This window comes from Anaerococcus porci (assembly GCF_009696575.1).
In the GTDB taxonomy this organism is placed as follows: Bacteria; Bacillota; Clostridia; order Tissierellales; family Peptoniphilaceae; genus Anaerococcus; species Anaerococcus porci.
In genome coordinates this window covers 1-26,468 of sequence record NZ_VULQ01000020.1, presented here as the reverse complement: position 1 = coordinate 26,468, position 26,468 = coordinate 1, and the positions used below count along the sequence as shown (strand labels likewise).

Annotated in this window: 31 protein-coding genes and 1 pseudogene; 1 reads left to right on the top strand and 31 read right to left on the bottom strand. The window is 31.7% G+C overall.

The features are described from left to right. From FYJ26_RS10335 to FYJ26_RS10275, 15 genes are all read right to left on the bottom strand, one after another. On the bottom strand, window positions 1-190 hold a 190-nt coding region (locus tag FYJ26_RS10335; protein ID WP_459410834.1), incomplete at its 3' end, for a hypothetical protein. Further along, window positions 187-1,806 carry a recombinase family protein gene (locus tag FYJ26_RS10330; protein WP_154542112.1) on the bottom strand — a complete coding sequence of 540 codons (1,620 nt, stop codon included), beginning with the start codon at window positions 1,804-1,806 and terminating at the stop codon, window positions 187-189. The genes FYJ26_RS10335 and FYJ26_RS10330, both read right to left, overlap by 4 nt. 78 nt (window positions 1,807-1,884) lie before the next feature. Further along, a complete protein-coding gene (locus FYJ26_RS10325; protein ID WP_019213949.1) occupies window positions 1,885-2,046 on the bottom strand; it encodes a hypothetical protein in 162 nt (53 codons plus the stop codon). A 157-nt stretch (window positions 2,047-2,203) separates the two neighbouring features. Next, on the bottom strand, window positions 2,204-2,938 hold the full coding sequence (locus FYJ26_RS10320) for a phage replisome organizer N-terminal domain-containing protein (protein ID WP_154542110.1): 735 nt from the start codon (window positions 2,936-2,938) through the stop codon (window positions 2,204-2,206). Window positions 2,939-3,063: 125 nt separating this feature from the next. Further along, the gene (locus tag FYJ26_RS10315; RefSeq protein ID WP_154542108.1) at window positions 3,064-3,591 is read right to left on the bottom strand and encodes a PcfB family protein; all 528 of its coding nucleotides are present in this window, start codon (window positions 3,589-3,591) and stop codon (window positions 3,064-3,066) included. A gap of 114 nt (window positions 3,592-3,705) precedes the next feature. Beyond that, on the bottom strand, window positions 3,706-3,876 hold the full coding sequence (locus tag FYJ26_RS10875) for a hypothetical protein (RefSeq protein WP_004829918.1): 171 nt from the start codon (window positions 3,874-3,876) through the stop codon (window positions 3,706-3,708). 137 nt (window positions 3,877-4,013) lie between these two features. Further along, the gene (locus FYJ26_RS10870; protein WP_195837862.1) at window positions 4,014-4,187 is read right to left on the bottom strand and encodes a hypothetical protein; all 174 of its coding nucleotides are present in this window, start codon (window positions 4,185-4,187) and stop codon (window positions 4,014-4,016) included. A 73-nt stretch (window positions 4,188-4,260) separates the two neighbouring features. After that, window positions 4,261-5,895, bottom strand: a complete 1,635-nt coding sequence (mobQ, locus tag FYJ26_RS10310; RefSeq protein ID WP_154542107.1) for a MobQ family relaxase — start codon at window positions 5,893-5,895, stop codon at window positions 4,261-4,263. A 396-nt stretch (window positions 5,896-6,291) separates the two neighbouring features. After that, window positions 6,292-6,582, bottom strand: coding sequence for a DUF3847 domain-containing protein (locus tag FYJ26_RS10305; protein WP_154542105.1), 291 nt, complete (start codon window positions 6,580-6,582; stop codon window positions 6,292-6,294). A 375-nt stretch (window positions 6,583-6,957) separates the two neighbouring features. Beyond that, a complete protein-coding gene (locus tag FYJ26_RS10300) occupies window positions 6,958-8,433 on the bottom strand; it encodes a carboxylesterase family protein (RefSeq protein WP_326831262.1) in 1,476 nt (491 codons plus the stop codon). Further along, window positions 8,430-8,594 carry a helix-turn-helix domain-containing protein gene (locus FYJ26_RS11480; RefSeq protein WP_412030672.1) on the bottom strand — a complete coding sequence of 55 codons (165 nt, stop codon included), beginning with the start codon at window positions 8,592-8,594 and terminating at the stop codon, window positions 8,430-8,432. The genes FYJ26_RS10300 and FYJ26_RS11480 overlap by 4 nt, the downstream gene beginning before the upstream one ends. A 307-nt stretch (window positions 8,595-8,901) precedes the next feature. Beyond that, on the bottom strand, window positions 8,902-9,396 hold the full coding sequence (locus FYJ26_RS10290) for a hypothetical protein (RefSeq protein WP_154542101.1): 495 nt from the start codon (window positions 9,394-9,396) through the stop codon (window positions 8,902-8,904). Window positions 9,397-9,440: 44 nt separating this feature from the next. After that, a complete protein-coding gene (locus FYJ26_RS10285) occupies window positions 9,441-10,361 on the bottom strand; it encodes a toll/interleukin-1 receptor domain-containing protein (protein ID WP_154542099.1) in 921 nt (306 codons plus the stop codon). Window positions 10,362-10,372: 11 nt separating this feature from the next. Further along, window positions 10,373-12,577, bottom strand: coding sequence for a DEAD/DEAH box helicase (locus FYJ26_RS10280; protein WP_154542097.1), 2,205 nt, complete (start codon window positions 12,575-12,577; stop codon window positions 10,373-10,375). Then, entirely contained in the window at window positions 12,574-13,023 is a 450-nt protein-coding gene (locus FYJ26_RS10275) for a cytosine methyltransferase (RefSeq protein WP_154542095.1), read from the bottom strand. The genes FYJ26_RS10280 and FYJ26_RS10275 overlap by 4 nt, the downstream gene beginning before the upstream one ends. A gap of 224 nt (window positions 13,024-13,247) precedes the next feature. On the opposite strand from FYJ26_RS10275, the gene FYJ26_RS10270 reads away from it, so the two are divergent. Then, window positions 13,248-14,411 carry an IS256 family transposase gene (locus FYJ26_RS10270; protein WP_106644193.1) on the top strand — a complete coding sequence of 388 codons (1,164 nt, stop codon included), beginning with the start codon at window positions 13,248-13,250 and terminating at the stop codon, window positions 14,409-14,411. 18 nt (window positions 14,412-14,429) lie between these two features. Here the strand turns inward: FYJ26_RS10270 and FYJ26_RS10265 are convergent, their stop codons facing one another. The 16 genes and pseudogenes from FYJ26_RS10265 to FYJ26_RS10860 form a co-directional block, all read right to left on the bottom strand. Next, on the bottom strand, window positions 14,430-15,242 hold the full coding sequence (locus tag FYJ26_RS10265; RefSeq protein WP_154542093.1) for a Cthe_2314 family HEPN domain-containing protein: 813 nt from the start codon (window positions 15,240-15,242) through the stop codon (window positions 14,430-14,432). Between the two features lie 80 nt (window positions 15,243-15,322). Next, complete coding sequence (locus FYJ26_RS10260) at window positions 15,323-16,294, bottom strand: recombinase family protein (RefSeq protein ID WP_154542091.1); 972 nt, start codon at window positions 16,292-16,294, stop codon at window positions 15,323-15,325. Continuing rightward, entirely contained in the window at window positions 16,291-16,806 is a 516-nt protein-coding gene (locus FYJ26_RS10255; RefSeq protein ID WP_154542089.1) for a recombinase family protein, read from the bottom strand. Before FYJ26_RS10255 ends, FYJ26_RS10260 begins: the two co-directional genes overlap by 4 nt. Window positions 16,807-17,308: 502 nt before the next feature. Continuing rightward, window positions 17,309-19,264: a tetracycline resistance ribosomal protection protein Tet(T) gene (gene tet(T) / locus FYJ26_RS10250; RefSeq protein WP_154542087.1), complete on the bottom strand. Its 1,956-nt coding sequence runs from the start codon at window positions 19,262-19,264 to the stop codon at window positions 17,309-17,311. Between the two features lie 444 nt (window positions 19,265-19,708). After that, window positions 19,709-20,236: a GNAT family N-acetyltransferase gene (locus FYJ26_RS10245; protein ID WP_035143318.1), complete on the bottom strand. Its 528-nt coding sequence runs from the start codon at window positions 20,234-20,236 to the stop codon at window positions 19,709-19,711. Window positions 20,237-20,258: 22 nt separating this feature from the next. Then, window positions 20,259-20,390 (bottom strand): DUF4180 domain-containing protein, encoded by a 132-nt coding sequence (locus FYJ26_RS11475; protein ID WP_369800228.1) that lies wholly within the window; start codon window positions 20,388-20,390, stop codon window positions 20,259-20,261. A 434-nt stretch (window positions 20,391-20,824) separates the two neighbouring features. Beyond that, a complete protein-coding gene (locus tag FYJ26_RS10235; protein WP_229771261.1) occupies window positions 20,825-21,478 on the bottom strand; it encodes a rhomboid family intramembrane serine protease in 654 nt (217 codons plus the stop codon). Between the two features lie 518 nt (window positions 21,479-21,996). After that, entirely contained in the window at window positions 21,997-22,590 is a 594-nt protein-coding gene (locus FYJ26_RS11190; protein ID WP_229771260.1) for a hypothetical protein, read from the bottom strand. 111 nt (window positions 22,591-22,701) lie between these two features. Beyond that, the gene (locus FYJ26_RS11295) at window positions 22,702-22,830 is read right to left on the bottom strand and encodes a hypothetical protein (protein ID WP_255371037.1); all 129 of its coding nucleotides are present in this window, start codon (window positions 22,828-22,830) and stop codon (window positions 22,702-22,704) included. A 149-nt stretch (window positions 22,831-22,979) separates the two neighbouring features. Next, the gene (locus FYJ26_RS11510; protein WP_425329678.1) at window positions 22,980-23,072 is read right to left on the bottom strand and encodes a nucleotidyltransferase domain-containing protein; all 93 of its coding nucleotides are present in this window, start codon (window positions 23,070-23,072) and stop codon (window positions 22,980-22,982) included. A gap of 491 nt (window positions 23,073-23,563) precedes the next feature. Then, on the bottom strand, window positions 23,564-23,815 hold the full coding sequence (locus tag FYJ26_RS11505) for a hypothetical protein (RefSeq protein WP_051403570.1): 252 nt from the start codon (window positions 23,813-23,815) through the stop codon (window positions 23,564-23,566). Window positions 23,816-23,859: 44 nt separating this feature from the next. After that, entirely contained in the window at window positions 23,860-24,090 is a 231-nt protein-coding gene (locus FYJ26_RS11180) for a Fic family protein (RefSeq protein ID WP_326831261.1), read from the bottom strand. 303 nt (window positions 24,091-24,393) lie between these two features. After that, a complete protein-coding gene (locus tag FYJ26_RS11290; RefSeq protein ID WP_255371036.1) occupies window positions 24,394-24,528 on the bottom strand; it encodes a hypothetical protein in 135 nt (44 codons plus the stop codon). A 163-nt stretch (window positions 24,529-24,691) separates the two neighbouring features. Continuing rightward, entirely contained in the window at window positions 24,692-25,924 is a 1,233-nt protein-coding gene (locus tag FYJ26_RS10210) for a site-specific DNA-methyltransferase (RefSeq protein ID WP_229771259.1), read from the bottom strand. A 2-nt stretch (window positions 25,925-25,926) separates the two neighbouring features. Beyond that, window positions 25,927-26,139 (bottom strand): helix-turn-helix domain-containing protein, encoded by a 213-nt coding sequence (locus FYJ26_RS10205; RefSeq protein WP_154542085.1) that lies wholly within the window; start codon window positions 26,137-26,139, stop codon window positions 25,927-25,929. A gap of 111 nt (window positions 26,140-26,250) precedes the next feature. Next, window positions 26,251-26,468, bottom strand: a pseudogene (locus tag FYJ26_RS10860) (hypothetical protein); the annotation flags it as partial.

Below are 26,468 nucleotides of genomic sequence, written 5' to 3'. Positions count from 1 at the left end.
TTACTGGAGTTTTTGAAGTCATAATTTGAGAAATGAATTTTTGCTTATTCTCTATTGTCTGCCACAAATAGGCATCGAAGGTATTTTCTGTTACATATCTAAAGATATTTACCTTATCATTTTCATTGCCCTGACGAACAATTCTACCACTTCTTTGCTCTAGGTCTGGTGAGTAGTCCGAAGTGGTCAATTTAATTTACCTATAAACTTGTAGTGAATTTCAACCTTTTGGCTAATTTGACCGTCTATTTCTTCCTTGTCATAGACATATATCTTATCTATTATTTGATTTAAAATATATCTGTTTAGCGATTTTATCTTAGCGTACTTGCTAATATTGTTCATGAATTTCTTGTAGTTATCTTCAGTTTCAAAAGATACTTCTATATCGCCCTCTAAGACCTTGATTTCCTCGATTAACTTGTCTTGTTTTTTAGATATGCTCACATTCATTAGATTGAAGTTTCTTTCGGTTATATTTCCCTCTAACCTATCTTCATATAACTGTTCATAGCTTCTGTCCAATTCTGCTAACTGGTTCTTTTTAATCTCCAGCTTATTAGATAGTTCTTTTCCCTCGTCAATTTTTTCTACTTCAATCTTTTCTATTATCTTTTCGACAAAGTCCTCTTTAGCAGATAGTGCCATACTTCCATGATATTGTATATCTTCAAGAACAATATTATATAGATCCCTAGCTTCAATTCTGTGTGATGAACAAGCATTTACTCCATATTTTTTATATGTGGAGCAAGAAAAATGAACAAAGTCTATGAGTTCTTTCTTTTTAAGCCTATAATCAGTTTTTGGTGTCAATGCATAGCCACATTTAGGACATCTTACAAGTCCTTGAAAAATGTTGTCATAATAGAGTCCCTTTTTATTGTTACACTTCCTCTTATCAACCATTGTTTGAACTTGTTCCCATATTTCCTCACTAACTATTCCCTCGTGGGTATCTTTAGCATAAATATAGTCACTTTTAGGAATATACATTCTTTTTGAGTTCTTAAATGATAAGGTAGGTCTTTTATTTCTTGCCATATTTCCACAATAAACTGGATCTCGCAAAACATTTAACACCATTCTATGTGACCATTGATATTTATTTTCTTCTGTTAGTCCATAAAGCTTTTCAGCATTTTCAACAAAAGCACTTGGTCTTGGAATTTTTCTCTTCATCAACTCCTGGCTAATAAGTTGAGTACCCTTACCCTCTAAACACAATTTATAAATGAGTTCTATAATAGGTTTAGTTTTCTCATCTATGATTAATCTGCGTTTATTATTAGGGTCTTTAAGATAACCAAATGGAGCTTTAGAGCCTATATATGTTCCCTCTCTCATTCTACTTTGAATTGCACTTTTAACTTTTTTGGAAGTATCCTTTGCGTACATTTCATTGAGAATGTTTTTAAATGGCATAATATCATTTTGATTGCTATTTAATGTGTCTATACCATCTGTTATTGCAATATATCTTATGTTCTTTTGTGGAAAGTACATTTCGATATATGCTCCACTTTGAAGATAGTTTCTTCCTAACCTTGATAAGTCTTTTGTTATAACACAATTTATTTTTCCGTTTTCAATATCAGTAATCATCTTCTTAAATGATGGTCTTTCAAAGTTTGTTCCCGAATATCCATCATCTACATAATAATCATAAATGGCTATACTGTTACTTTCTGCGAATTGTTTTAACATTACTTTTTGTGACCATATACTCATACTCTCAACTGAGTTTCCATCGTCTTTTGATAGTCTACAATAAAGTCCTGCTACATATTTTTTAGTCCTGCTCAATTTCAATCTCCTTTCCCTAAACAGGACTATCTCAATAATTTAATTATACTAAAATACTCCCGTTTAGTCAATCAATACTTACGCTTGCGTTTGTTTATTTTCTCTATCTTTTTCTAAGTTTCTTTCGACTACATGCTCGATAATATCTTCAAACACTTCTTCAATCGGCTTTTTGCCTACATATACTCGCTTTATTTCATAGTTGATTTTTCCACTTCGTTTTTTCTTTTTTAATTCCATATAATTCCTCCATTTTGTTGCAATAAAAAAAGGCGATTAGATTTTTAATTTTCTAATCGCCTTTAAAGTGTCATATTTATATTTTTATTATCTCTGGCATACTTTTATACCTTTTTAGACTTAAAGTCTTTAATAGTGCCTTTCCACCTCTTTTTATCTATAAAGATTCTCCTACATCATAGTTCATTTTTTTATTTAAACCTTTCTGTCTTAGTTTGTCTTTATCTTCTTCATACCAATTAAGGATTGTTACATAATGGTCTTTATAGGTTTTGCCACTGCTTTTCATGTATCTTGATAGTTTGTTTATCATTATTTCTGTGTGTGAGTTTAATTTTTCTTTAAGGTTTTTATATTCTTCTTGGCTTAGCCTTACATTTTTGAATTCTCCATAAAATATGGGGGTGGACTTTTTATCTTTTTCTATCTCTCCCTCTCTCTCTTTATCTATCTCTATATCTTTCTCTATCTCTATCTCTTGTCGGACATGGGTTGGACTCATTAAGGACAATGTCCTCTGTTTATTTTGTCTGTATCTTCTTTTTTTCTCTGCCCATGCTGTTTCTGATCCGATTAAGTTTGGTATTTCAGTTAAATAGTATTCATCATTTTCTGTTACAACTTCTAATAAGCCTTGATTGATTAAATAATTAACTGTAACCATTACATCATCGTCTGTTTCATCTATGGTTAGTGCTAACTCTTTTATAAAATCACTTTCTACTCCGTCATAATAGAGTTTGCCCTCATCTTTTAGGCTTAGTAGTAGAAGTTTTAGGTAGATTATCGTGTAGGTATCTCCTCCCGATATTCTTCTTAATCTTTTTATCCTTTTGTCTGTGAAAAATTCTTCTTTTAATTTTATCCAATAATATCTTTTGTTTGTTGCCATATCTGCTCCTTTCTTGACTTTCGATAATCGAAATTCTTGATTTCCGATTTTCGGAATTCTGGATTTCTGCTTTTTAGAAGTCTTGTTATTGTGGGGGTCTAAGGGTGTAACTTTTCGTTACTCCCTTAAATTTCTCTGGTCATATCTTTTTTACTTGGTTTCACTTTTTCTTTTACTTTTCTTTTGACTTTCTCTTTTGTCTTATCCTTTTTATTGGATAGGTCTTTATATTTCTTTATTTGCTTTAGGATACTTTCTTTTTCTTTTTTATTTTCTTTGGCTATGACTTGCTTAAAGGCATATTCCATTACTTTTATGTCTTTGGCTTGGAAAAATACTTCATAGTTTTTGCTTTCTTTGTTTTTTATTACTGAAAACTTTACTCCAAGTTTGTTTAGTTCTTTTTTTAAGTCTTTGAGGTCGCTTTGATCTATGCTTATATTTTCTAGTTGTCCTTTTTTATATAAGTCTTTTATTTTTGTTTCTCGTCCCACTAGACTTTTTAGGTTTCCATTTGCTTTTTCTAAAGTTTCATTCATCTTTTTTCGTATTTCTTTGTCTAGGTTGATTGATTCTTTTGCTGCCTTTATTGTGTATGTTATTATGGTTTGTGCTGCTTGACCTGCTTCTTTGCTTATTTCCTCGTTTATCATGTTTTCTCTCCTTTGTTTGAATTAAAAAAAGGGAAGTATAGGCTTCAATTTTTCTATACTTCCCTTTGCTTGTTTTTATTTAGTTGTTAATCTGGCAAACTGGGATTTATAATTCTACATAAATTCCAAAACACCTAAAAGAATGCTTGAAGCTGCTAATAATAAAACTCCAATAACTTCAAGTGTATTTTCAATGTTTTTGTCTTTTTTATATTGCTTGATAAATTTAGGAGACATAAAACCTAAACCTATACCAAATAATAGATAACCAATTCCTTTTAACATTTCGTTCCTCCAAATTGTCAAATTCTGATTTTATAAAAACATCTAATCTCTATTTCTTCTTTTCTATTAGTTTTCTGATTTCATTTAATACTCTATAACAATCTTCTTCATTTGGATGTCCTTTTGCTTTTCCACCTTTAGTAGTTTATGTGTGTCCTTTTGTCTGATAGATAGTTTTTCATGTTGAAATATATTATCTGTATTTCTTCATTGCTCATCGCTTTTATTTCTTCTGTGCTTTTATATGTTTTGTATGTTCCATCTTGATTTGCTTTTATGAGTTCATCTATTAGCTCTTGCCTTTTATTCATCTCTATTACCTCCTAGATCTGCCTTTATTTTCTTGGTCATATTATAACTTGGATAAGATATTTTTACCAGGTCTTATCTTTCTTGATTTTTGTAATAGTCTTTAGTCATTTGTCTTTTTTTATTAAAGCTATCACTGTTTTGCTTATATTCTTTTATCTTTTCTATGATACTTTCTTTTTCTCCTCTCTTAATCGCCTTGTCAATTTCTATTGATAGGTCGATACCATATTCTTTATTCACTACTTCTACTGCATATTTAATATGATTTATTTCCTTGTATCTTTCCCTTATCTTTTCTGACTCTGTATTTAATTTACTGATTTCATCTTCTAAGTTTTTAATTTCTCCTAACCATTCTTTTTCTCTTAAATTTTTCTTTCCACTGATTTTTTCAATTAATGTTCTTGCCCTTATATGTTGGTCTATTTCCTTTTGATTATTCTTGTAGAAGCCTTCTTTGAATATTTTCTTGCTTTCATATTCTTGGTAGGTTGCTTTTGTTTTTCTTACAGTCTTTGCATAGGCTAAGCACTTATTAAGGTCTTCTATCTTTTGACTGTTTTCTTTTATGGTCTTATATATTTCAGAGTTTTTGCTTCTTAGGGTATTTATATGCCCTTGTAAGTCTGATATAGTTTTTATTTTATATTCTCTTAGATAATTTATTCCACTTGCATATCTTTTTAGATCATAGATTGCTTTGTTTCTTTTCCCATAAAATGATAATTCAGCTCTATTATTTTCTTGCATTTCTTGATAGAAGCTTAAATATTCATAGAGGTTAAAGAGTCCTGATTCATTTTCGATTTGCTTTTTACTTTGGTCTTTATATTCCCTATATGATTCTTTTAGCTTATCTTTAAAGCCTGCTAACCAAGATGTTATTTTCTTTATTTCATTGCCTATGTTTTTTAATAGTTCATTCTGTTTTTTTATTTCACGATTTATATCTCCTTTTTCCGTTCTTATCCCTTTTCTTTCCATTGCACTAGCACTTGCTCCTAGATGTATTGTTGGTATTTGTTTTATGCCTTGTCTTTTAAAACTCCTATGGTCTACTCTTTTTTCTATCTTGTTTTTTGCTAGATATTCATTACAAAGTTTTGAAAAATTTTCTCTCCATTTTTCTACATTGCCTTTATCGTTCCAGGTTGTTAGTTCTACTTTTCTTGTCTTAGGTTTTCCATTTTTGTTTAAAATCTTTTCTCCTTGTTCATCTAGGATATATTCTTTTTTACTTTTTTGCCCCCATGTTCCGTCTTCATTTATTGGTCTTAATATGGTCATTATATGAGCGTGAATGTTTTGATTTCCATCTCTACTTTCATCATGAATTGCTAGGTCTACTATCATTCCCTCTTTTACAAAATTGTTTTTAATATATTCTTCTATCATCTTTTTATTTTCTTCTATGCTTAACTCTTTTGGTAAAGATATGATAAAGTTTCTTGCAAGTTGAGCATTAGAATTTTTCTCAAATAGTTCTACCGAGTTCCACAAGGTTTTTCGGTCTTTATATTCTTCTGGTGCGTGATCTGGTAAAAATATTTCCTTGCTAATTACTCCTTGTTTTTTGGTGTAGTCATGGGTTACTCCGTCCCATTCATTTTTTATTTTTTCTCCACTTATATATGCTGCACTTGCTACTGCACTTTTGCCTTTTCCTCTTGATATTATGTTTACTGAAAAATGAAAACTGTCTGCCATTTTTATCACTTCCTTTCTTTTTTTTGTTTTAGGTGGAGGCTTAATAGATTTTTATATCCACTTTGTGAATGAGCGTTTTGAAATACCCTTTGCCTAATCATTCAATCCACTCGCAAGCTCGTGGTGAATGATTGGCAGGGGCAGACCCTGATAGAATAGAAAAAGCCGACTACTGAATTAATTTTTGTTGTTTCAGTATGTCGGCTTAATTGTTTTGTTCATTTCAAATTTTAAAAGTCAAGGGCGAGCCTCAGCGAGTTTATTTACCCTTGACTTTTAAAAAGCGAATGGTTGTTGCTCCCTGCAAGGGTTTGGCTCTAAAGGCACGCAAGCACCCTTTAGGGTGTATAATTGCGCCCTTAGAAAATCTAAGGGAGATTTGTTGATTTTATTTTTCTAATTTTCTCTCATTATTTTTAGTGTTTCTTTAAATTCTTTTGTCTTTGTTGCTTCTTCTAGTAGGATTTTTATTTCTTCATCTGTTAGTTCTTCTGCATTTTCTATAAAGCTTTCTAAAATTTCTCCTCTTGTTATTAGCCTATGAGTTCTTTCTTTTCTTCTTTTTATTATGTCTTGTTTTAATATCTTTTGTTCTTGATTTTTTAGTTGCCTTAATCTTTCTTCTGTATCGTCAATTTTATCTTTTATTTCTTTTGACTCTTGTCTTATTTGTTCTAATTTTTTCATACTAATCTCCTTTCTTACAAAATGAAAAGACGATGAAGATATCCTCTCCCCGTCTTTAAGTTTCTCTCTCGACTTAAATGTTAACTTTAAAATGTTTGTATTCTCCTTTAAAACACATACTAAAACCTCTGCTATGCTATTATTTAAAAAACAAAAACGAATAATCTATCAGAATGAAATCATTTATCATCTAATAAACAGTTAAAATATTAAATAAAGCCACCCAACACTCTTGTTATGCTATTAAATCCAAAACAAAATGGATGCCACCTACAAAATATAGGCTAACATCCATGTAATAATAATTATTTAAATATTGTGTCCAGTCTTATGGGTGCACATCAATCTTAGGCACTAACCTTTTAATCTTTCTATTTATCTTTTATCTATATAGTCTGCCCTTTCTTTTTCAAAAATTCCACTTTCATATAAATCGTCGATGAGGTCTGCTTGAGGAAATCTAATTGTTGTAACTTCTTGATTTTCATAAAGGCTTATTTCTTTTTTCTCATTAAAAAGAACTCTTCCTTCAATTTTTCCTCTTTTTACAAAATCCAACCAATCTTTTTGAATTAAATCTCTGGCCCTTTTATTTTCCTCGCTGATTTCTATATTCATCTTGTCCAAATTTCCAAAGAAAAAGGCAAGCTCAGCTCCATGATAAGCCCCTCTTAAACCATCATAAAGATTTGGCACTTCATTTAATCTGTAGCCATAGACAGGGCATTTCTTTGAAAAATTTTCCATCAAATACAAGGCGCTGGAGTGAAAGATATTAAGTTCCATTATTTGTATTTGCAGATCTATATGGTCCTTAGATAGGGGCTTAAAGCTTTCTTCCAACCTTTCAGCATATTTTCCATATTTTTTCTTTAAAGTATTTTTCAAATCTTTTTCTTTTTTTGCAATTCCTAAAAATTTGTAATAAATAGGAATTTCAATCATGGAAAATTCATCCTGGTTGCTGCCAATCAAAATAGGTTTTTCTGGAAAATCAAGGTCCTGTATGACTTGTAAGGGATCTTTTGCAAAAAATTTCCCGTCCAAAACATCATTTTGTCCCTTTCTTATCTTCATAAACTTTTCTTTGGGCATCTTTTTTAATTCTTCTCGAGAGTTTATTTTATTATCCTTTAACATTTGATAGTAGGTCTTTTTTGCCTGATCAAGGCTTTTTAGCATGGGAAGATTGCCGCAGCAAATTATAAGCTTATCGAATAATTTATTGGATATAGGATTCAAATAATGATAAAGGGCTGCAAGTCCTCCACCGCAGTGGCCCATCAGAGTAATATTTTCTTCATCCCCACCAAAATAACCTATATTTTTTCTTATCCACTCAAGGGCCTTTTGCTGATCAAAATAAGTGAGATTTGCAGAAAAATCTTCACCCTCCCAAGTTGGCATATAGCCAAAGTTTCCTATCCTATATGTTATAGAAACTGCAACAAGGCCTTTTTTTGCAAGATTTTTCATAGTGTACATGGGAACAGTTCCTGAACCCTCTCCGCCACCGTGGATAAAAACCAAAACCGGCTTCTTTTCTTCAAAACCATCAGTCCAAATATTTACTACAAAGGCATCTTCAGTCTTTTGGTCCTTGATTGGTAAAAATTCAGGTCGCATCATAAAATGCTTTAAAAATACATTCATAAAAAGGGGGTAAGATTTTTGAGGAAAGGCAAAAGTTCCTTCTCTATTTATAAATTTTTCCTTATCGTCATAGTCTTGAATTAATGTCGGATATTCAAATCTTTCTGCCCTAGCATAATTTATGCTTAAAATTGAATATACACCTGAATCCTCATCCTTTTGTCCATAAAGCTTTCCAATTTTTGTATCTATTATCACTTATCTTTCTCCTCCTTTAGTTTATTAAACCTTCTATATTCAAGGGCTGAAACGTCAAAATGTTTCTTAAAAGCTGTGCCAAACTTGGACTGACTGCTGTATCCTACTGCAGAACTAATATCAGAAACTTTATCAGCCGAATATATAAAGTAAAGTTGCAACAATTCCTTATAAAATTTTTACCTGCTAAATATTTAATTATAAAATTCATCCCTACTTATTTTTCTCAAAATAATGCAATTCTTTCTCGACCCTTTCACTTACATAATCATTATTAGGGTAATTTGCATTTGCATTATTTATAACTAATTCTCTAATATTCATAAAAACCTCCTTGTCTTCTTTGCTACGCATATAAACTGTTCATGGCTTATATCTATTTCTGATAATTGGTTCTTTTTAAGCTACATCCCCTTAAAACAAATAGCCAAGAAGTTGAATTGAACATTACAAGTTATGAATTTTTAGTTAAACCAAAGCTGTCAGTAAATATGCCAAAATTAGGCTCACGAAAAAGAAGATTATAATTTTTGCAATCTGACTTTTCCCATTAAACCCAAAATTATCATATCCCTTGGCTCCAACCGTCTGTGGATAAACTTTAGTTGGTAATTTTAACTTGGTAAGCATGAGATAATCAAAAAATATAATATCAAAAAGCTTATATCCTTCAAATAGTATTAAAAATCTAACAAAGGCTTGCTGAAAAGTTAAACTAAATTTTACTGTATCAACAATTGCCCAGACCAGAACGGCTGCAATGGCTAGCAATCCAAGTATCATGATAAGTACGCCGATTATATTGACCCAAATCGGTTTATCTGGCAACTTACTCATCATAACTTTGATATCATCAGGTGCGCCGAAATACTTCGAGCCAAATTTCGGTATAATAAGTATAAAATTCACCATCATAATTGATGCTGTTAAGCAGATGATGAATAACATACCAAGTGTTTTCATCAATTTAGTTTACCTCCTCTCTCAAGGTATAAATCATTGTGCAATTAAAATCTTATGTCTTTTGAAATATCATTTATGTTTCTATAATGATTTTCTATTTCTTCTTGCTTCTTTCTTTTTAATTGTTCTTCTCTTCTTCTAATTTGTTTTTCTTCTTCATTTGTTTTCTCTACACACAAAATCAAGGTATCTCTATGATATTGTTTTACCTCTTCGATTGTTGTTCCATCTAAAATAATTCTATCAGAATCAACTCTAGCTATTCCAGGTCTATGCATTGATGTAAATCTTGGTGGGTAATCCCAATTTCTTAAAAACAATTCAGACCATGTGCTAGTTGGTTTGCTGGATAATCTAAAAGGGATACTATATAAAGCAGAACCTCTTGTTCCATCATTTCTTGGCAAGGTAACTTCATTTGTTATAATGCCTACGATTTTTATATCCTCTCCCTCAATTGTTATCGGTTCATATTCATCAACATAATATGATCTTATACCTACTTTTGGTTTCTTTTTAACTTTAAATATCGATGCAATAAGATCCTTATATGAATCTTCATTAAATGGATTACCTCTTAAATCTATTGCAAGTTTTCCGTCTAGGTAAGTAGGTAAAGCAGTATTGAAATCTCCTTGTCTAATGATTGGAATAAACTTCCTATCATTGTGATTATTGTATAGTTCCGCAGATATTATATGACTTTCATAACCTACACCTTTTTCTCTATTATTAGCTTTCCTTTTATACTCTTCAGTGCAAATTATAATTACATAATCACTATCTCTTATCGAGCTTTCCATAAATTTTGTAAGTCTATCCCCTGGACTTACATCATAGCTATCTATTATGGCTTCAATACCATCTGCTAATAATTTATCTGCTAGAGATTTAACCCAATCAGAGTGTTCTTTGCTTTCCCACGAATATGATATAAATACTTTTGGAACATTGTTTTCTATCATTTAACACCTCATTAAAATAAATCTTCTAGTCTTTTCCAATTCTCATTATTCATTTCTTCTGTGTAGTCTGTGTTATTAATATAAAGTCTTGTATCTTTATCTCTTACAAACCCCCAATTTATTTTATGCCTGTCTGCATAATCCTTAAAAGCATAGAATTTATTTTCGATCTGCTTATCAATATTTTTACTTACACCTTTTCTTTCTCCACCTTTAGTTTCAATTATCCATACATCTCCATTTTTCTTTTTGATTATATAGTCTGGATAAAAAAGATATTCTTTGCTTAGATTATTACCGTAAATAATTGATAGATATTGCCTACCTGTATCTCCATTTTTATAGTACCAATCTACATCATCTCTACTTTCAAGATAGTTTTCTAAGAGTTGTTCTGAAGTCGATCTAAACCCCGATGTTGTCATAGATGTGTTGTATTCTTTATAAGCATTTTTCTCATATGGGGCTACTTCTGTTTCATACGGAAGATACTTATAAAAATCTTCTAAAGGCAATTTCCATTTTTCAGTTTTCTTATCCAAGATTTGCATTTGTCTTGCATTAGAAATTGCAGCTAAATCTAAAAAGTCATCTCTAAGTTTATAGGCATTATTTATCATAAAAGCGTACCACTCACGATTGGAAAGATTTAACAACTTCTTGCTTGATGGTATATTTTTATGGAAAAGATGTTGGAGAATTGCCCTCATTTTGTTAGATGGCACACCCGTAACTTTTTTAATCATATCAACTGCGTGCAAACAATCAATTCCATGATCGTGAGTTGAAACTTCATAGGCAATCTCCCTATTTTCGCCTTGCTTTTCATCAACAATATCTTTGAGTTTTATAAACTTACCAGTTCTAAAGGTAGATATAACTTTTGTTCCCATTATAAAGCCATAAGACTCTAATAATTTTTCATTGTCCTTTTTAATGTTGGTTAGTTTGTATTTTTCTTTGAAATAGTCATAAGCTCTATCTCGAACTAATACTTCATCTACAAACTGATAGTCTTTATTTCTATATTCTTTAATAAGTTCAAAATCTTTACACTTGTCTTTTAAAAATAACCTCTTAACTTCATAGGCATTTCCACCTTGTATTACAGATTCTTTGTACTTTTCATCGAAAGTATAGAGGAAGCAAAAATCTAATAGGTCATTGTCATAGTGCCTTGCTCTTGGCATTCTCCTTATGCGTCCTATTGTTTGTGTTTCAAAGGTTTCTGTCATATTTTCACGAAGTTTTACAAGAATCTTTGCTCTCGGACAATCCCAACCAGTTGATATAGCTTGTTTCATAATTAAAAAGTTTGATTTAGAGTCTTCGTCTGTAACATCAAGTGTATTTATTTTCTCCTCACTTAACCATTTAGCAAGCATTTTATTTTTATAGGTGTAACCCATGTTTGTGAGATATTCTTCTACAAAAGTAACTAAGGACTCACTCATATCTGGGAATTGTATAATGACTAAAGGATTGATTTTTCCTCCTATTTTATCATACTCAGCTTTAATTTCTTTTCTCTTTTCATCTGCTTTTTGTATGAGATAGATAGTTTCACTTTCAAGGTCGTCCATCTCGTCTGCTTCAAGACCAGGATTGATGTAAAGTGCCTTTGTAATTAAACCAGAATTTATTACCTCTTCTTCTGGAATTTCATAAAATTCTGCCATAGGGTTTTTGACAGTTGTTGCTGATACTCGTATTTCTCTATCAGAATTAAGGGCATAAAGTATATCATCTGCCTTAGAGGTGTTGTTCAAATGCTCCTCGTCAATAATTGTAATAAAAGAAAGTTGCTCCCTATGTGCTTCTGCAATTCTTTCAAAAAGATTTTTCTTTTCACTATCTTTAAGTGCATTATTCTTTTTATTAGTTATCATTTCCCAGTTTATGAAATAGGTATATCCACCCTTGAAACCTTGTAGAAGAGCATCGTGTATATTAGCAGATTTTGCATGAGGAATAAACTTGTCCATTTTGTCCTTTGATTGTTCCTCTAAATCTCCCTTTCCTGGAGTAAGCCAGATAAATACCTTGTTAGGGTCCTGCCATAGAAGATAATCATAAATATAAGAAAGTAGAATTATTGTTTTGCCAGACCCGGTCGGACTTTTTACAATGATTTTTCTTTTTGCATTTGGATCTGTCGTTTTATCCAAAAGATAGTTTTTGGCATCTGTTTGAAAATCAAATAAATCTAACATCATAATTCGTTCACCTCTCTTAATTCTTCTGTGAAATAATAATCTGGGATCGTAACAATTTCAAGTTTCCTTTCCTCGATACTATCCTTGATTTCATTGTTAAGCAATATGAATGATGGAATATATAAAACACCACCTTCTTCCATTTCAGTAAGTGCTATCTTTAAATTTTCATCAGATAAAATAATTCTTCTGCTATTGCCATCAATCTCACACATATTTTCAAGCTCGACCATTTCCTTGATATAATCAAGAAGTTTGGAAGATAAAATCTCCTCATCTTCTGAAAGTTTAGGTATAAATTCTGTTTTATAGTATTTAAGGTTATGAGGTAGATCTTCTTGTATATTCTTCATTCTTTGATAAGTGATTTTTTCGCAAATATTGTTTTCATTGTTAGTACAAAGAATATATTTCCTATTTCCACCATCTTCTTTGTTTAATTCCATAACTGCATGACCTGTTGTACCTGAACCCTCTCGTGTCAAGGGTATGATAAATATTTTAATGATTTTTGATTTAAAAATTAAATTGTATTATATAATTGAATCTTTATATTATGCTATAAGTTCAGAGATAAAGTCCATATAATTGTGTAAAAGTATAAAAGGTCATGGCCCCCTTTTTTAAGGTACAATGTTTTTGACTACAAAACATACCTGAAAGGAGAACCATGACACAAGTACATTTTACCTTAAAACAAGAAGAAATCCAAAAATTAATTGAAGGCTCTGTAAAAGATGATCTTTCAAAGAATATTTTAACTACCGTCTTTAACCAACTTATGGAAGAACAGAGGAATCAATATATTGGCGTTGGCGCCTATGAGAGGGATGAAAATCGTGTATCCTCAAGAAATGGATATTATGACAGAGAGTACACAACTCGCATTGGTAGCCTTACTTTGCGTGTTCCTCGTACCAGAGATGGCCTATTTTCTACAGACATCTTCGATCGTTATCAAAGACATGAAAAAGCGCTTTTAGCGGCCATGCTCGAGATGTATATCTCTGGCGTCTCTACAAGAAAAGTTAGCCAAGTAGTGGAAGAATTATGTGGGAAAAACATCTCTAAATCATTTGTTTCCAACCTCACAAAAGAATTAGACGATATCGTAGAAAACTGGAGAAATGCTCCCTTTGAGAAAAGTTATCCTTATCTCATGACGGATGTCTTGTATATAAAAGTCCGAGAAAATTCTCGTGTGGTTTCTAAAAGCTGTCATATTGCCATTGGCTTCAATGAAGAAGGAGAACGAGAAGTTCTAGGTTTTCTCATCCAAGAAGGCGAAAGCGAAGCGACTTGGACCCATTTCTTTGAATACCTAAAGAGAAGAGAGTTGAAAGGGATTCAACTCGTCATCTCTGATGCTCACAAAGGGCTAGTACAAGCGATTCGTAAGTGTTTTACAGGCGTTTCTTGGCAACGTTGTCAAGTCCATTTTGTAAGAAACATATTTGCTACCGTCCCCAAGAAGAACTCCTCTCTTTTCAGAGAACAAGTAAAAGCCCTGTTTCGAATCACAAACCTTGAGCAAGCCCGAGCCTTAAAAAATGAGATACTAGAACAATTTAGTGAAGAAAAAGGATATCAAATTGCTTGTACATGTTTGGATGAAGGCTTTGAGGATGCCTTCCAATATGTAATCGTTGGCCAAGCACATACACGGATTCGCAGTACCAACCTCTTAGAGCGCCTCAATCAGGAAGTACGAAGAAGAGAAAAAGTTGTTCGCATTTTTCCAAATACAGCTTCAGCCACTCGTTTAATCGGGGCCATGTTGATGCATCAACATGAAGATTGGATAGGTGCTACAAGAACTTACATAAAACTTTAGAAAATAGCAAACATTGTACTAGGAACTTTTACACAAGATTTTGGACTTGACTAGTTCAGATTCAATTTTTTCGGTTAAGCTAGCTAGCTTATTAATAATATATGAGTAATCTTCACTGGTCCTTTTAATAAGATATATTGGTGGAGTTTTCATATTAAATTCTTGACCTAAAACTCCTGTTACATTAGGTGAATTTCTATGAGTCATTTGATTCCTGTAATCAGATAAATATCGATGATTGCCCTTCCAAGTTTCATCATCTACCGCTCCGTTGTCTCTACAATCCTGCTCAATATATCTTTTCAATTCACACATTTCTTTTCTTAATTCCTTATAATTATCTATTTCATGTATTTTATGTTCATTATAATATCTTTTGTCAATGCATAACAACTTCTTATAATATATATCTCTACTTTTAATATTTATCTCATAATATATATTATAAATGTTAGCTAGTATGTCCCAGAGAGTAGTTATACGAAATATTGCATTTTCAATATAATAATATAATAATCTTTCATCACTATATTTATCATTCGAAATAGCCTCGAATGATGAAGACAAATTAGTATCATACCAAATATGTAGTGCCTTTTTTAAAGAATACTTAATAGAAAAATCATTCTCATATATACTTGTGTTAAACGCTAGATATTTAGAAACTTTACCAAGCATGTTCTTTGGATCAGTTGAAGAAACACCTAAAATATATTTATTTTCTTCTATCCATTTTATTTTAAATCTATCTACATTAATAGCAGCTGTAGAATCTAATAACCCGTATAAGTATTCTTGTTCTTTTTTAATAATACATTTGTTATCCGACATACGCACACTCCTATTCATTTAATTTCCTTACAAAACTTTATGGAAAAGGAGACCCTAATAGTGGATCTCCTTCTATTTTACTATTGATATTCTATTCTTTCTATACCCTTGCCAGAAATATAAATTGTTTTGATATACTTCCTAACAATATCTTCAGTAAGGTTATCTATGCTTCCAGCTTGTTTAAGCTCTTCATCTATTGCTTGGATACGTTCTTTGTTCTCTTCATCAGACTCTTGTATATGATTTTTTATTTCTACAAAATCTTCTCTTGAAATTTTACCAAACTTATAATTTTCAAACTCTATCCTCTTCTTCTTTGATAGCTGGTCATTCCTGTCATAAAGTTCTTTTTGCTCATATAGAAGTTTTTTCTTTTCTGTCTTATCTGTATGAAACTTATCCTTAAGGATTCTAAATACCTCTTTTTCTAATTCCTTATAATGAGGTAGTTTTTCTTCCTGCTCAAGCATTCTACAGTAATAACAGTAAAGATTTATACCTATTAACTCTTTCCCATTAGAACTTTTACCAAATCTTATCTTATAACCACATTTATTACATCTTACAAAAGTTGCAAGAGGACTATTTTTATACTTACTCTTATTTCCTATAAAACTATTTTTATGCCTAGATTTTAATATTTCTTGAACTTCATCAAAGGTTTCTTTGCTTATAAGAGCTTCATGATTATCAAAAATTCTTATCCATTCTTCTTTAGGGTGATATATAACCTTACCACCATCTAGCTTACTCTTGCTTGATTTATTAAAGACAAAAGTCCCTGTGTATGTTTCGTTTTTTAATATCCTTCTAACCATGCTGTGAGACCATATTGTATCTTCTACAGTAGATTCCCACCTATTAGCATAGGCATCATAGCCTTTTATCTCTTTTCTCCTTGCCCTTGCTGTAATAACGCCCTCACTGTTAAGAATCTTTGCAGTTTCATTCAGGGTATGTCCTTCAAGGATAAGTTGAAACATATATCTAATATTATCAGCTACCTTTTCATCAACTATAAGCTTATAGTTATCCTCAGGGTCTTTCAAATATCCATAGGGTGGAGTTCCAGAGGTGTATTTTCCTTGCTTTTCGCCACAAGTAAAGCAGTAGTCATTTTCTCTGAAATATCCCTACTATAATAATCATTAAGAAGGTTTTTAAATTGAATATCTAATTCAGTTCCATTTTGAACTTCATTACTACTATCATAGCCATCATTGATTGCTATAAATCTAACTCCCATAAAAGGAAAGATGTTTTCAAGATAATCACCCATTTCTATATAATTTCTCATAAATCGTGACATATCTTTTACTATGATACAGTTTACCTTTCCTTGTTTTACCTTTAAAAGAAGTTTGTCTAAGCCTGGTCTTGAAGTAGTGCTACCACTATAGCCCTCATCAATAAATTCTTCTATATTTGTCTTTTTAAGCTCTTGGTCATTAAAGATGAAGTTCTTTATAATATTTCTTTGAGAATTTATAGTGTCTTCTGTATGCCCTAGATTCCCTTTTTCAAGTACGGATATTCTAAGATAAATAGCAGTATTAATCATTTGACCTCATCTCCCTTCCACCTAAAAAGCCTTTTAAGCTAATTTCTATAGTTTCATTATCATATACATCAATACGTTCAATATATTTATGAACAATATCTTCATCTAGCTTGATGTCTTTATTGGAAAATAGATTATCAAATAATCCTATTTCCTCTTCAGCTTGAGCTTCTATTGAAAGGATTTCATGTATTGTTATAATATTAATTATTAACTAGCTCCTCTTTAAATATTTTTGTTAAATGATTTAATGAGTAGTTTACACGATTTGGTTTAAGCCAATCATCTAAAAACATAATAAGCTCTTCCTAAGATCTTAAAGCATCCTCTGCTATAGCATATATATAAAACCTTATTTAGTATCCATAGTTATATACTACCACCATTTCTTGTTTTACGTATTGATGTTTATCCCATGGTTCATTTTTTTGTACATATGGTGAAAACCTTTATAGATATAGGTTTTATCCATATTTAACTGATAATTGCACTTAAGCTCCTTTCAAATTTCACTTTGTTTCTGAAATAAATATCTCAGTCCTTCTTTGCTACTATCATTATCATTATTTCTAATATCATTAGTTATAGACTCACCATTATATATATCATAACCATAAGGCTCAGTAATAAAAATACCTTTCCCATTTGAGTAGGAAAGCAATTCTGCTTGATATGACTTCGATGTATCAACAGGTATCTTTCCACTTAAAGTTGTCTCCTCTCCCTTGGCTATTATATCTTCAATAGAAGCCCTCATCTTTCTAAGATCACTCATAACCCTTCCGCAGAAATCATTTGGAACTTGAACTGTATATTTTAAATAAGGTTCTAATATTTCAGTTCCTGCTTTTCGAAGAGCTTCCCAAAATACATATGGTGTTAAATTCCTAAAGTCAGAGGGGGTACTTACCGGGCTATAGTATAATCCGTAGTCAAAAGTTACCTTTAAGTCTGTAACTTCCCATCCATAAAGCCCTTCTTTACAAGCCTTCTCTACAGCATCTTTTACTGCATTTTGAAATGAATTATTTAAATATCCATAGGACACCTCTGTCTTATATAATAATCCTGACCCTATTGGTAGTGGTTCTATTGACAGTCCAATAGATGCCCAATAAGGATTTGGTGGAACCTCTATATGGATTACTGCTTTAGAGTTTCTCTTAGGTCGTTCTTTATATATTGTTTTCAATTCACCAAATCTAGCATCTATTTTGTATCGGCTTTTAAGTAGTGATTCTATTACTTCCATTTGAATATTTCCAAATAGCTTCAATATGATTTCTCCAGTATCTCCGTTAATTTCACAATCGAGAAATGGGTCTTCTTCAGTTAATTCAAATAGTGCTTCTATCAGTTTGCTTCTTTTGCTTAAATCACAAGGTTTAATTGATGCTCTCAATGCCGGTTGGGCTATCTTTATATCTAAAATCCCGTCATATTTCTTACCAATATAATCACCTATCTTCAGAGAATTAGCATTAGAAATAATAGCAATATCCCCACTATTAACCTGATCTACCTTCACAATTTCACCATTCATAATTGATTCCAGACTTTTTATCTTGAAAGTTTCTTCTGTGCCATTTATATAAACATCTTGACGTGTCCTTATATTCCCACTGAATACTCTTAAGAAAGTCATCTTTCTAGATTTTTCATCCCTATCAATCTTATAAACATACGCTGATAAAAGGTCTTCAGTATTATAGCTCTTGGTAGGAAGATATTTAGTAATGGCAAATAATAGCTCGTCAATTCCAATATTTTTTAAAGCCGAACCATGAAATACAGGATAAAGATTGCAGTTATTAATCTCATCCAAAAATACATCATTATATTCTTTTTCTGCAATGACATCGCCATTTATATATTTTTCTGCTAGATAATCATTTATATCCAGTAACTTCTCTATTATTTGACTTTGAATTACTTTATCATCCCTTACATTTGTCAATTCAAAATCACCTTTATCTTTTATTTTAACTGATTGCATTATTGCAAGATTAGAAGTTAATTTCTCCTGTATTTGAGTGTATATTTCATCCAAATATACTCCCTTTCGATCTATTTTATTCACAAATATAAGGGTTGGAATATTTAATTTCACTAAGGTATTAAAAATCACTTTCGTTTGAACTTGTATTCCCTCTTTTGCTGAAATTACTAAAACAGCTCCATCTAATACTCTCAGTGTTCGTTCAACTTCAGCTATAAAATCCATATGCCCAGGGGTATCTATGATATTTAGCTTTGTATCATTGTAATTAAATGAAACTGTAGATGCTCGTATAGTTATCCCCCTATCTCTTTCAAGTTCCATCGAGTCCGTTATCGTTGTACCATTATCGACTCTTCCAATCTTATTAATTGCCCCACCTTTGTATAATAAACCTTCTGTAACAGTTGTTTTTCCTGCATCAACATGGGCTAATATTCCTATATTAATAATTTTCATTTTATACCTCCACAATTATATAAAAATCCCCTGTGATAAAATACTCTCTTCACAGGGGAACTTATTTTTTATATAACTGCTTAAAGTAAATATGACATATACAATTCGATATAGCATAATCGTGCTATATCTTTAATCTGGTCAATGCCTTATAATACATAAAAATATAAATTTATTATTATGAGAATATTTTTAAATAAAAGTACAATTAACAAGCCATACAAATATTAACTAGTATGGAAAATGTACTTGTTCTATTTTATTAATAGTTATTTAAAAATACTATGCCTCATATGATAAAACTCCTTTAATTAATACTACATATTATAATATTTGTTTTTATTATATTTGTCAAGGAAGATTTGATCCCTTAACGCATTTAACTTGTCATATTACTAATAACTCGTAGAGATTTTTATAGGAATTCATCTTTACATGATATATTCAAATCTTAATTTTCCAGATTAGATGATGTTGACCCTCTGCCCAATAATTCTCTAGGAAATATTCAGGTTCACCAAACCTTTTTCTCCATATTTTCTGTGCATTGGAATATCCACTATCCATACAAAACTCTTTGATTCCTTTACATTGTAATTCTTGAATCATAGCATTCAATAGTAAATTACCTATACCCTGTCCTTGGTAATCTGGTCTTACAAAAACTGTACCTATTTCATAAAGGTTCTTATATTTTCCATGTGTACAACTATTAATTAGGTCACTGGCAGGTCCATATTCTATTGTACCTACTATACAGCCCTCATATTCTGCTATTAGGAAACATCTAAGTTCTCCATTGCTCTTTAGATCATTTTCTAAATATTGCTTCTTAGATTCAATTTCTTCCTCTAAATCTTCTACCATTTCTTCGATACCTTCCTTGATAAAGGTATCGACCACTACAATTTTAAAAAATTTAACTAATCGGTCTTTGTCATCTTCAGTTGGTCTTCTAATCCTAATGTGCATCAATTAAATCTCGCCCCTCTAATCACTCTATACTTAGTCTCTTAATAGCCTGCTCTACATCAGATGTGAAAAAAATATTTTTTCCTTTATTACATTCATAAATAAAATCTTTCAAACTCTTACTTGTATATATAGAGAAATCTCCCACGATCATGACAAATCTTGTTTCAACCATGGTGCATACTCTGTTTTCTCATATCCATAAGACCTCCCTAGATAAGAACAACGGCCTTCCTCACAAGTAACCGTCACATTTACTGTATAAGGTTCGGGTAGTATTGGACTTTGTTTTGTTATGTAAACTCATCCACTTTATTTCACCCTGATGTGGCTTCTGTTCGCCAGTTCGGGATTTTGCCTCTAGTTTCCTTCAGATTCCATGTCGCTGTGGATAAATTTACTTTTAGCTAAAGGTTCCTACCAAATAGCTTTTACCATCAAGTTGTTGCCCATGTTGGGCACACAAATAAAAAGGAGTAGCAAATGCTATCCCTTTTTTCAACAATCGCGCCCTTTTGTTAAATTAAATTATTATTGAACAATTAACATAAACTGGTAGAATCTTACGTATGTATTCAAGTTGCTAAGTCACGACCACCTTTGTAGGGAAAAGAGAATAACGGCAGTGAGAGATCCACCCAGAATTGCTGCTCCATGTATATCATGAAACACCAACAGAGTTATCACACCAATGAAACCACCTATACTAGATAGGGTGCCTAATAATTTTTCTGGATTTTTCCTTTTCATGATAATTCCTGTAAGAACCCCAACCATAATGAAGAGTCCTATTGATACATAGATTCTTCCACTTGCAAAACTGACAAGACCAACAACAATATAAAGACTTAACAAGAGAGAAAGTGGATTTGCTACCTTTTTCCTACTTATCAATGTAATAATATATAATCCACCTAATAGGCCACAAAGACCTACTGATGCTCCAGCGCCATATGGTTCCCATGCATAGCCTGCAATCTCGCCAATCAAACCTCCCGCTAAATAAAGAAAAAGAAAATCAATTTTTCCATATAATCGTTCAACTTCAATCCCGATTACTATAATACACACTATATTGAAAATGTACTGTCCCCAACCATCGGAATGGACAAGTAAGGGTGTTATAATCCTCCACCACTCTCCAGATGCCAATCTTTCGGGGTCACGACGAAGTATGTTCAATACTTCAGGTTGAAAAAATTGAAAAATTGTTACAATGGAGGTAATTAAAACAATGACCATTGTCAAGGACAAGAAAAACTTGTTGTTTTTTATTGTTTTACCGTACATATATCTTCACTCCATTAAATTACCCTAATTCCCGTATTAATCGCTTGAATGTGTAGTATGCTGGTTTCGGTGAGTAATCATCTCGCATAACCCCAAATTGATGGAATAGATCATCTATGGAACTATTAGCATCCCGGAGTCCGAAAAGTTCGAAATGTGAAATGTTAAGTTCACTTCGTAAACTGTAGACTGTACGTATCACTGTTTCGAGTACCTTTGATTGATGTTCATAAGACCTATCTAAATCAGAAATAGACTTTTTCCCAGTAGACCACCCGTTTTCAGTAATTCGTATAGGAACTGAATTTGGTATACCAGCCTTAACGAGATCCACTTCCCTTAAACTACGAAGTGTATGTTCCACGACAGAAGGCACTTCCTGTAAAGCGAGAGTTTGCTCACCAAACACGTCTACATAAAAATTATGTCCAATAAAATCAACATATTTAACAAATTTATCATTTCCTTCTTTAGTGAGATTCTCCCAAAAAGTATGGAACTGATGCATCACCGCTTGGTACCGAACCAAATCCAATATTAATTGGGAGTTTAAGCTTTTGGGCTTGCTTTTTCGCTACAACCACTCCTTCTACCAATGCTTGAATAATATGCGGATTCGACCCCTCCATAAACGGTAAATTAGGTTCGTTGGTAATTTGAAGGGAGCCCAAATGTGAGCCAAAATCGTTTATTACTTTTTTAATAAAATTAAGCCAATGATCAAGTTCTATATCCGACCCTTGTTTCTTTGTCCAATCACCTAATACTATACACAAGTCTCCCAATAAACTATCATCGCGAAAAAATGCTATATTGGATAACATTTCAGATTCCCATTCTTTCGTATAAACAATGTACATTCTCGGAATTACCCTTTTTGCATCCCCTTGTAAATCCTTTAAAGCTAGTTGAATCTTATCAAAATCATCAATAGGTCCTTTAGCCAACCCAGAAGGTGTACCTACCGCACCTAATGGGTAAACTCCAAACGTTAAACTAGTTGGATTCATATACTCTACACTTCCTTTCAGATAATCAATTTCGATTACTTTAAATTCACCCAAGACAACAAATTATAATACCACAATCCACTCCGTTTGATGTGCAGCTCTAATTCCACAACTGCGCCTGATTGCTTAGTTATTATTCTTTATTTGATTGTCTGTATATAACCATTACCACATATAAAAAATTGAGGATGAATACTTTATATCTACGACATCAAAAGAATTACCATTTAAAAGATTATTTACTTTTCTGTCTAAGCCTGCCTCAGTCATCGCAGTAAAGGTTTTTACATTCATTTATCATTCTCCTAAAATTAATAATTTATTAAGTAATCTGTCCCATTTGTTGAACTAGTCTTTTATAAAATGGCTTTTACATTCCCAATTCCACATCTTTCATCATTCAATTCTGTAGCAATTTGATTAATCGCTATCAGGTCAAATGATTACGCATTGTAATAAATTCCCACATCTATATCAGAATCTTCTGTATGGGTGCCTCTTGCACATGAACCCCTAATATAATACCTCTCACGCAAGGCCAAGAAGATAATTTCTCTGTTACCATTTGAATAGCATTGTCTACCATACTAATACACCCCTTTAATATCAAAAGCTATAGTCCCTTTTATTGGTCCACTTACAATTTATCAGTACTAAAAATAAAATAATTATCGTTCCAGCATACCCTTTCATTAACACTTCCAGTGCCTCCAGGCTAGGTATATCAAGAAAATTACTTGGTTCATCCATTAATAATATATTATAACTACCCATAAGCTTTTTGGCCAGCATTAATTTAATAATTTCGCCCCCACTTAAACAGATGGTTTTTTGTTAATATCCCCATCTTTAATTCCCATGGAAGTGAGTAATGAGCGGTTTTTGGAAATATTGTAATCACAATCCTCCTGTATAAATTCCATAACCTTTCGATTATGGTTATATTTATACCCATTTTAGGAAAATTAGCCTACTTCTGCCTTAGGGAATATTGATATACCATCTTCATGGTTTAATATCATTTCGATTAGAGTTGTTTTCCAGTACCATTTTCTCCAGTTAGTGCCACATTTGCCCCGATAGGAATTTGGAAGGAGGCTTTTTTAAATAGCACATTATCCCCAAAGTTCCTATTCCCTTCTTCTCCAATAATAGGGTAGGGATTATGAAGTTCAAATGCCTTGCTCTGTTTAAAACGAATAGCGCTGACGTTTTCTAGAGCTTTTATTTCCCCCAAACCTTCAATTCTCTGCTCAATGGACTTAGCAGCATTATGCAATGTTTCTTGCTTGTTTCCTATAGTTTTCTGATGGAATATTTATTTTACTGGATTCTACCATTCCCTTCCCTAAAAGGATGTGCAACATTCATTTCTACATATTTTTCAATAATACTATCAAAATCGGACCCTGGCATCTTTTCAATAACTTCCAGGTTAGATTCTAAAAATCCAACAGGAGCAAAACGAAAATTACCTTTTGATAAATTAACTGTCCTTATTTTTCTTGCACAATCAAATACATCTTGAAATATATAATGATGAATTTGTTGCACTCCCTTAAATGTTCCTACTTCAAAGGTATCTATTATCCCGTCATCAAAAAGTTCATAAGCTCTTTTTTGTTAATTCTGTATTTTCCCACATAAATCATACCTCCTTTTCATATAACATATCTCTTGTTCCATATTCCCCCTGTTATTCTATAAACTCTTTTGGGATTATGCCTTCTGAAAATCTTACTCTTTTATGTAAGAAGTTATCAGCTTTTAACTATTAAAATTATCACTAAACCCAAAAGATTTGTTGCACATTTTTCTATATCCACGACGCAGTTTATAAACTACACGCTTCTTTAATTATAATATATTTTCATCTTTTAGTTCTTTTATTGCCTTTTTCACGGCTGTTTTTATTACAAAATATAGGATTATTGCTGGTATTCCTAGGTATAAAGGTAATGAAATAAAAAGTGAAGGTAAAACATTAATCATATGAGTTCACTCCTTTAATTTCAATTAAGTTCGCTTAATACTACATATACGTAATTATTATTATTATTTTAAATGTAATTATACTAACTAATTGTCAACTATTAAAGAACTAATATTCTTGCCCCCTCTCATACATTGCTTACAGCAATCAACTTTAATTACTCTAAGCAATACACAAAATATATTTATTTAAAGTTCCTGAAACCCTTGGTTTCATAACATTAACTGCACCCATCACTATTATGACACGTTCCCCTGCAAAGAAATCGATTATTATAGAGTTGCTGTTTGGAAACAGTGAGGTTAATTTTTTTACTAAAGATTTAGGCTTTGGATAATCAAATTTTGAATTTTTAAAGATAATCTTTAACTCTGTTGTAGCAACTGAATTCATATAAATATTGTCATTAAATACTAATGATGGAATAGTCATATATTGATTAATATTATATTTTGCATATCTTTTAAATATAAACCCTCTTTGATTTTTTCTCTTCTTTTCTCTAAATTTTATTCGACCATTACTCACATACCTGTTAAATGTATCTTTTGAAAAAGCCCAATACCTTCCACTAGGTGGGTAGTCGATTTGACCTGTTATTGGATTTTCTATAGGGAAATAAGTGCTTTCCCCTCCACTTCTGGCACTTGGATCTCCAGAAATCCAAGTGCCATTTGGATCGTTGTCAGGATTAGAATATCCTTTAAATTCATTTTTTTCGCCCCTCAGTTTCATTTGTAACTTATCTTTTGCATAGATTTGTATATAGTCATGTTGTATGTTTAGTCCATTACCATCGTCTCCAGTCATAGATTTAGTTTTTCTTACAAAAGAAGTTATATGATTACTTTCGCCAAAAATCTCATCACATAGCAACTTCAATTGTGCCTGTTCATTGTCATCAATTGAAATAAATATAACTCCCTCATCAGATAACAAATCCTTAGCAATTTTCAATCTCTCAGCCATAAATGAAAGCCACTTAGAGTGTCTGTATCCGTCATCCTCTCCGATTTTCGTGTCGTTATAGATAAATTCTTTATTTTTTGTATTATAAGGTGGATCAATATAGATTACATCAACTTTACCTTTATGGGTCTTTTCTAATAATTTAAGGGAGTGTAGATTGTCCCCCTCTAAAAGAAAATTAAAATCTGCATTTTCATCTGCTACTATTTTTTTATCTTCTATTTCTCTAAAAACTGGTATATTATGAATAAGTTGTCTGTCTACTTCTTCTTCGTGTTCTTCCCAAACTAATCCATATTTTTTCTCAGTTAATGCTGTTTCAATCTTGCTAAGTGCAATCCTACTTTCATCATCTGTGTGAATTTCTTTAAGATGATTTAGGTATTCAAGCATTTCAGCTCTTCTGATTTGTGATAGATTTCCCAATTTTATTCCACCTCATTTCTATGAATTTCTATAACATCTTCAATTCTGCAATCCAATGCCAAACAAATCTTTTCTAATGACTCTAAGTTCACATAAGAGTTTTTGCTCATTCTTGAAACTATGTTGCTTGTTATGTTTGCAGCTCTTTTTAAATCTTCTTTATTCATTTCTCTTTCTATCAATAAGTGCCATAATGGTTTATAAGAAATTGCCATATTATTACCCCTTATCCGTTTTATTATTAAAATATATTATATCATAAATAAGCTGATAAGTCACTTTAGCCTATTTTATACTTGTGCTTGCGTTAGTATTTGTTGAGATAGTCCTTGTTTTTTTCCTTGTCCCACTTGGAACTGCTCCAAATCAGACGGTCTCCATGGGACATCTAAATCGTGTAAGGCTATCAGTTTATTTTGTACATTAGTACCTGCACCCATTTTTTGAGTAGAACCTAATAAGACTCTTACTTCTCCTCTTCTTACTTTAGAGAACAATTCATCTTTTTGTTTGTCTGTATCTGCTTCGTGAATAAAGGCTATTT

Excerpts from the sequence above, each read along its gene's own strand:
- FYJ26_RS10325 (WP_019213949.1), bottom strand. The coding sequence starts at position 2,046 with ATGGAATTAAAAAAGAAAAAACGAAGTGGAAAAATCAACTATGAAATA.
- FYJ26_RS10320 (WP_154542110.1), bottom strand. The coding sequence starts at position 2,938 with ATGGCAACAAACAAAAGATATTATTGGATAAAATTAAAAGAAGAATTT.
- FYJ26_RS10315 (WP_154542108.1), bottom strand. The coding sequence starts at position 3,591 with ATGATAAACGAGGAAATAAGCAAAGAAGCAGGTCAAGCAGCACAAACC.
- FYJ26_RS10875 (WP_004829918.1), bottom strand. The coding sequence starts at position 3,876 with ATGTTAAAAGGAATTGGTTATCTATTATTTGGTATAGGTTTAGGTTTT.
- FYJ26_RS10870 (WP_195837862.1), bottom strand. The coding sequence starts at position 4,187 with ATGAATAAAAGGCAAGAGCTAATAGATGAACTCATAAAAGCAAATCAA.
- mobQ (WP_154542107.1), bottom strand. The coding sequence starts at position 5,895 with ATGGCAGACAGTTTTCATTTTTCAGTAAACATAATATCAAGAGGAAAA.
- FYJ26_RS10305 (WP_154542105.1), bottom strand. The coding sequence starts at position 6,582 with ATGAAAAAATTAGAACAAATAAGACAAGAGTCAAAAGAAATAAAAGAT.
- FYJ26_RS10290 (WP_154542101.1), bottom strand. The coding sequence starts at position 9,396 with ATGAAAACACTTGGTATGTTATTCATCATCTGCTTAACAGCATCAATT.
- FYJ26_RS10285 (WP_154542099.1), bottom strand. The coding sequence starts at position 10,361 with ATGATAGAAAACAATGTTCCAAAAGTATTTATATCATATTCGTGGGAA.
- FYJ26_RS10280 (WP_154542097.1), bottom strand. The coding sequence starts at position 12,577 with ATGATGTTAGATTTATTTGATTTTCAAACAGATGCCAAAAACTATCTT.
- FYJ26_RS10275 (WP_154542095.1), bottom strand. The coding sequence starts at position 13,023 with ATGGAATTAAACAAAGAAGATGGTGGAAATAGGAAATATATTCTTTGT.
- FYJ26_RS10270 (WP_106644193.1), top strand. The coding sequence starts at position 13,248 with ATGACACAAGTACATTTTACCTTAAAACAAGAAGAAATCCAAAAATTA.
- FYJ26_RS10265 (WP_154542093.1), bottom strand. The coding sequence starts at position 15,242 with ATGTCGGATAACAAATGTATTATTAAAAAAGAACAAGAATACTTATAC.
- FYJ26_RS10255 (WP_154542089.1), bottom strand. The coding sequence starts at position 16,806 with ATGATTAATACTGCTATTTATCTTAGAATATCCGTACTTGAAAAAGGG.
- FYJ26_RS10245 (WP_035143318.1), bottom strand. The coding sequence starts at position 20,236 with ATGCACATTAGGATTAGAAGACCAACTGAAGATGACAAAGACCGATTA.
- FYJ26_RS11475 (WP_369800228.1), bottom strand. The coding sequence starts at position 20,390 with ATGATCGTGGGAGATTTCTCTATATATACAAGTAAGAGTTTGAAAGAT.
- FYJ26_RS10235 (WP_229771261.1), bottom strand. The coding sequence starts at position 21,478 with ATGGTCATTGTTTTAATTACCTCCATTGTAACAATTTTTCAATTTTTT.
- FYJ26_RS11295 (WP_255371037.1), bottom strand. The coding sequence starts at position 22,830 with ATGAATGTAAAAACCTTTACTGCGATGACTGAGGCAGGCTTAGACAGA.
- FYJ26_RS11290 (WP_255371036.1), bottom strand. The coding sequence starts at position 24,528 with ATGATTAATGTTTTACCTTCACTTTTTATTTCATTACCTTTATACCTA.
- FYJ26_RS10205 (WP_154542085.1), bottom strand. The coding sequence starts at position 26,139 with ATGGCAATTTCTTATAAACCATTATGGCACTTATTGATAGAAAGAGAA.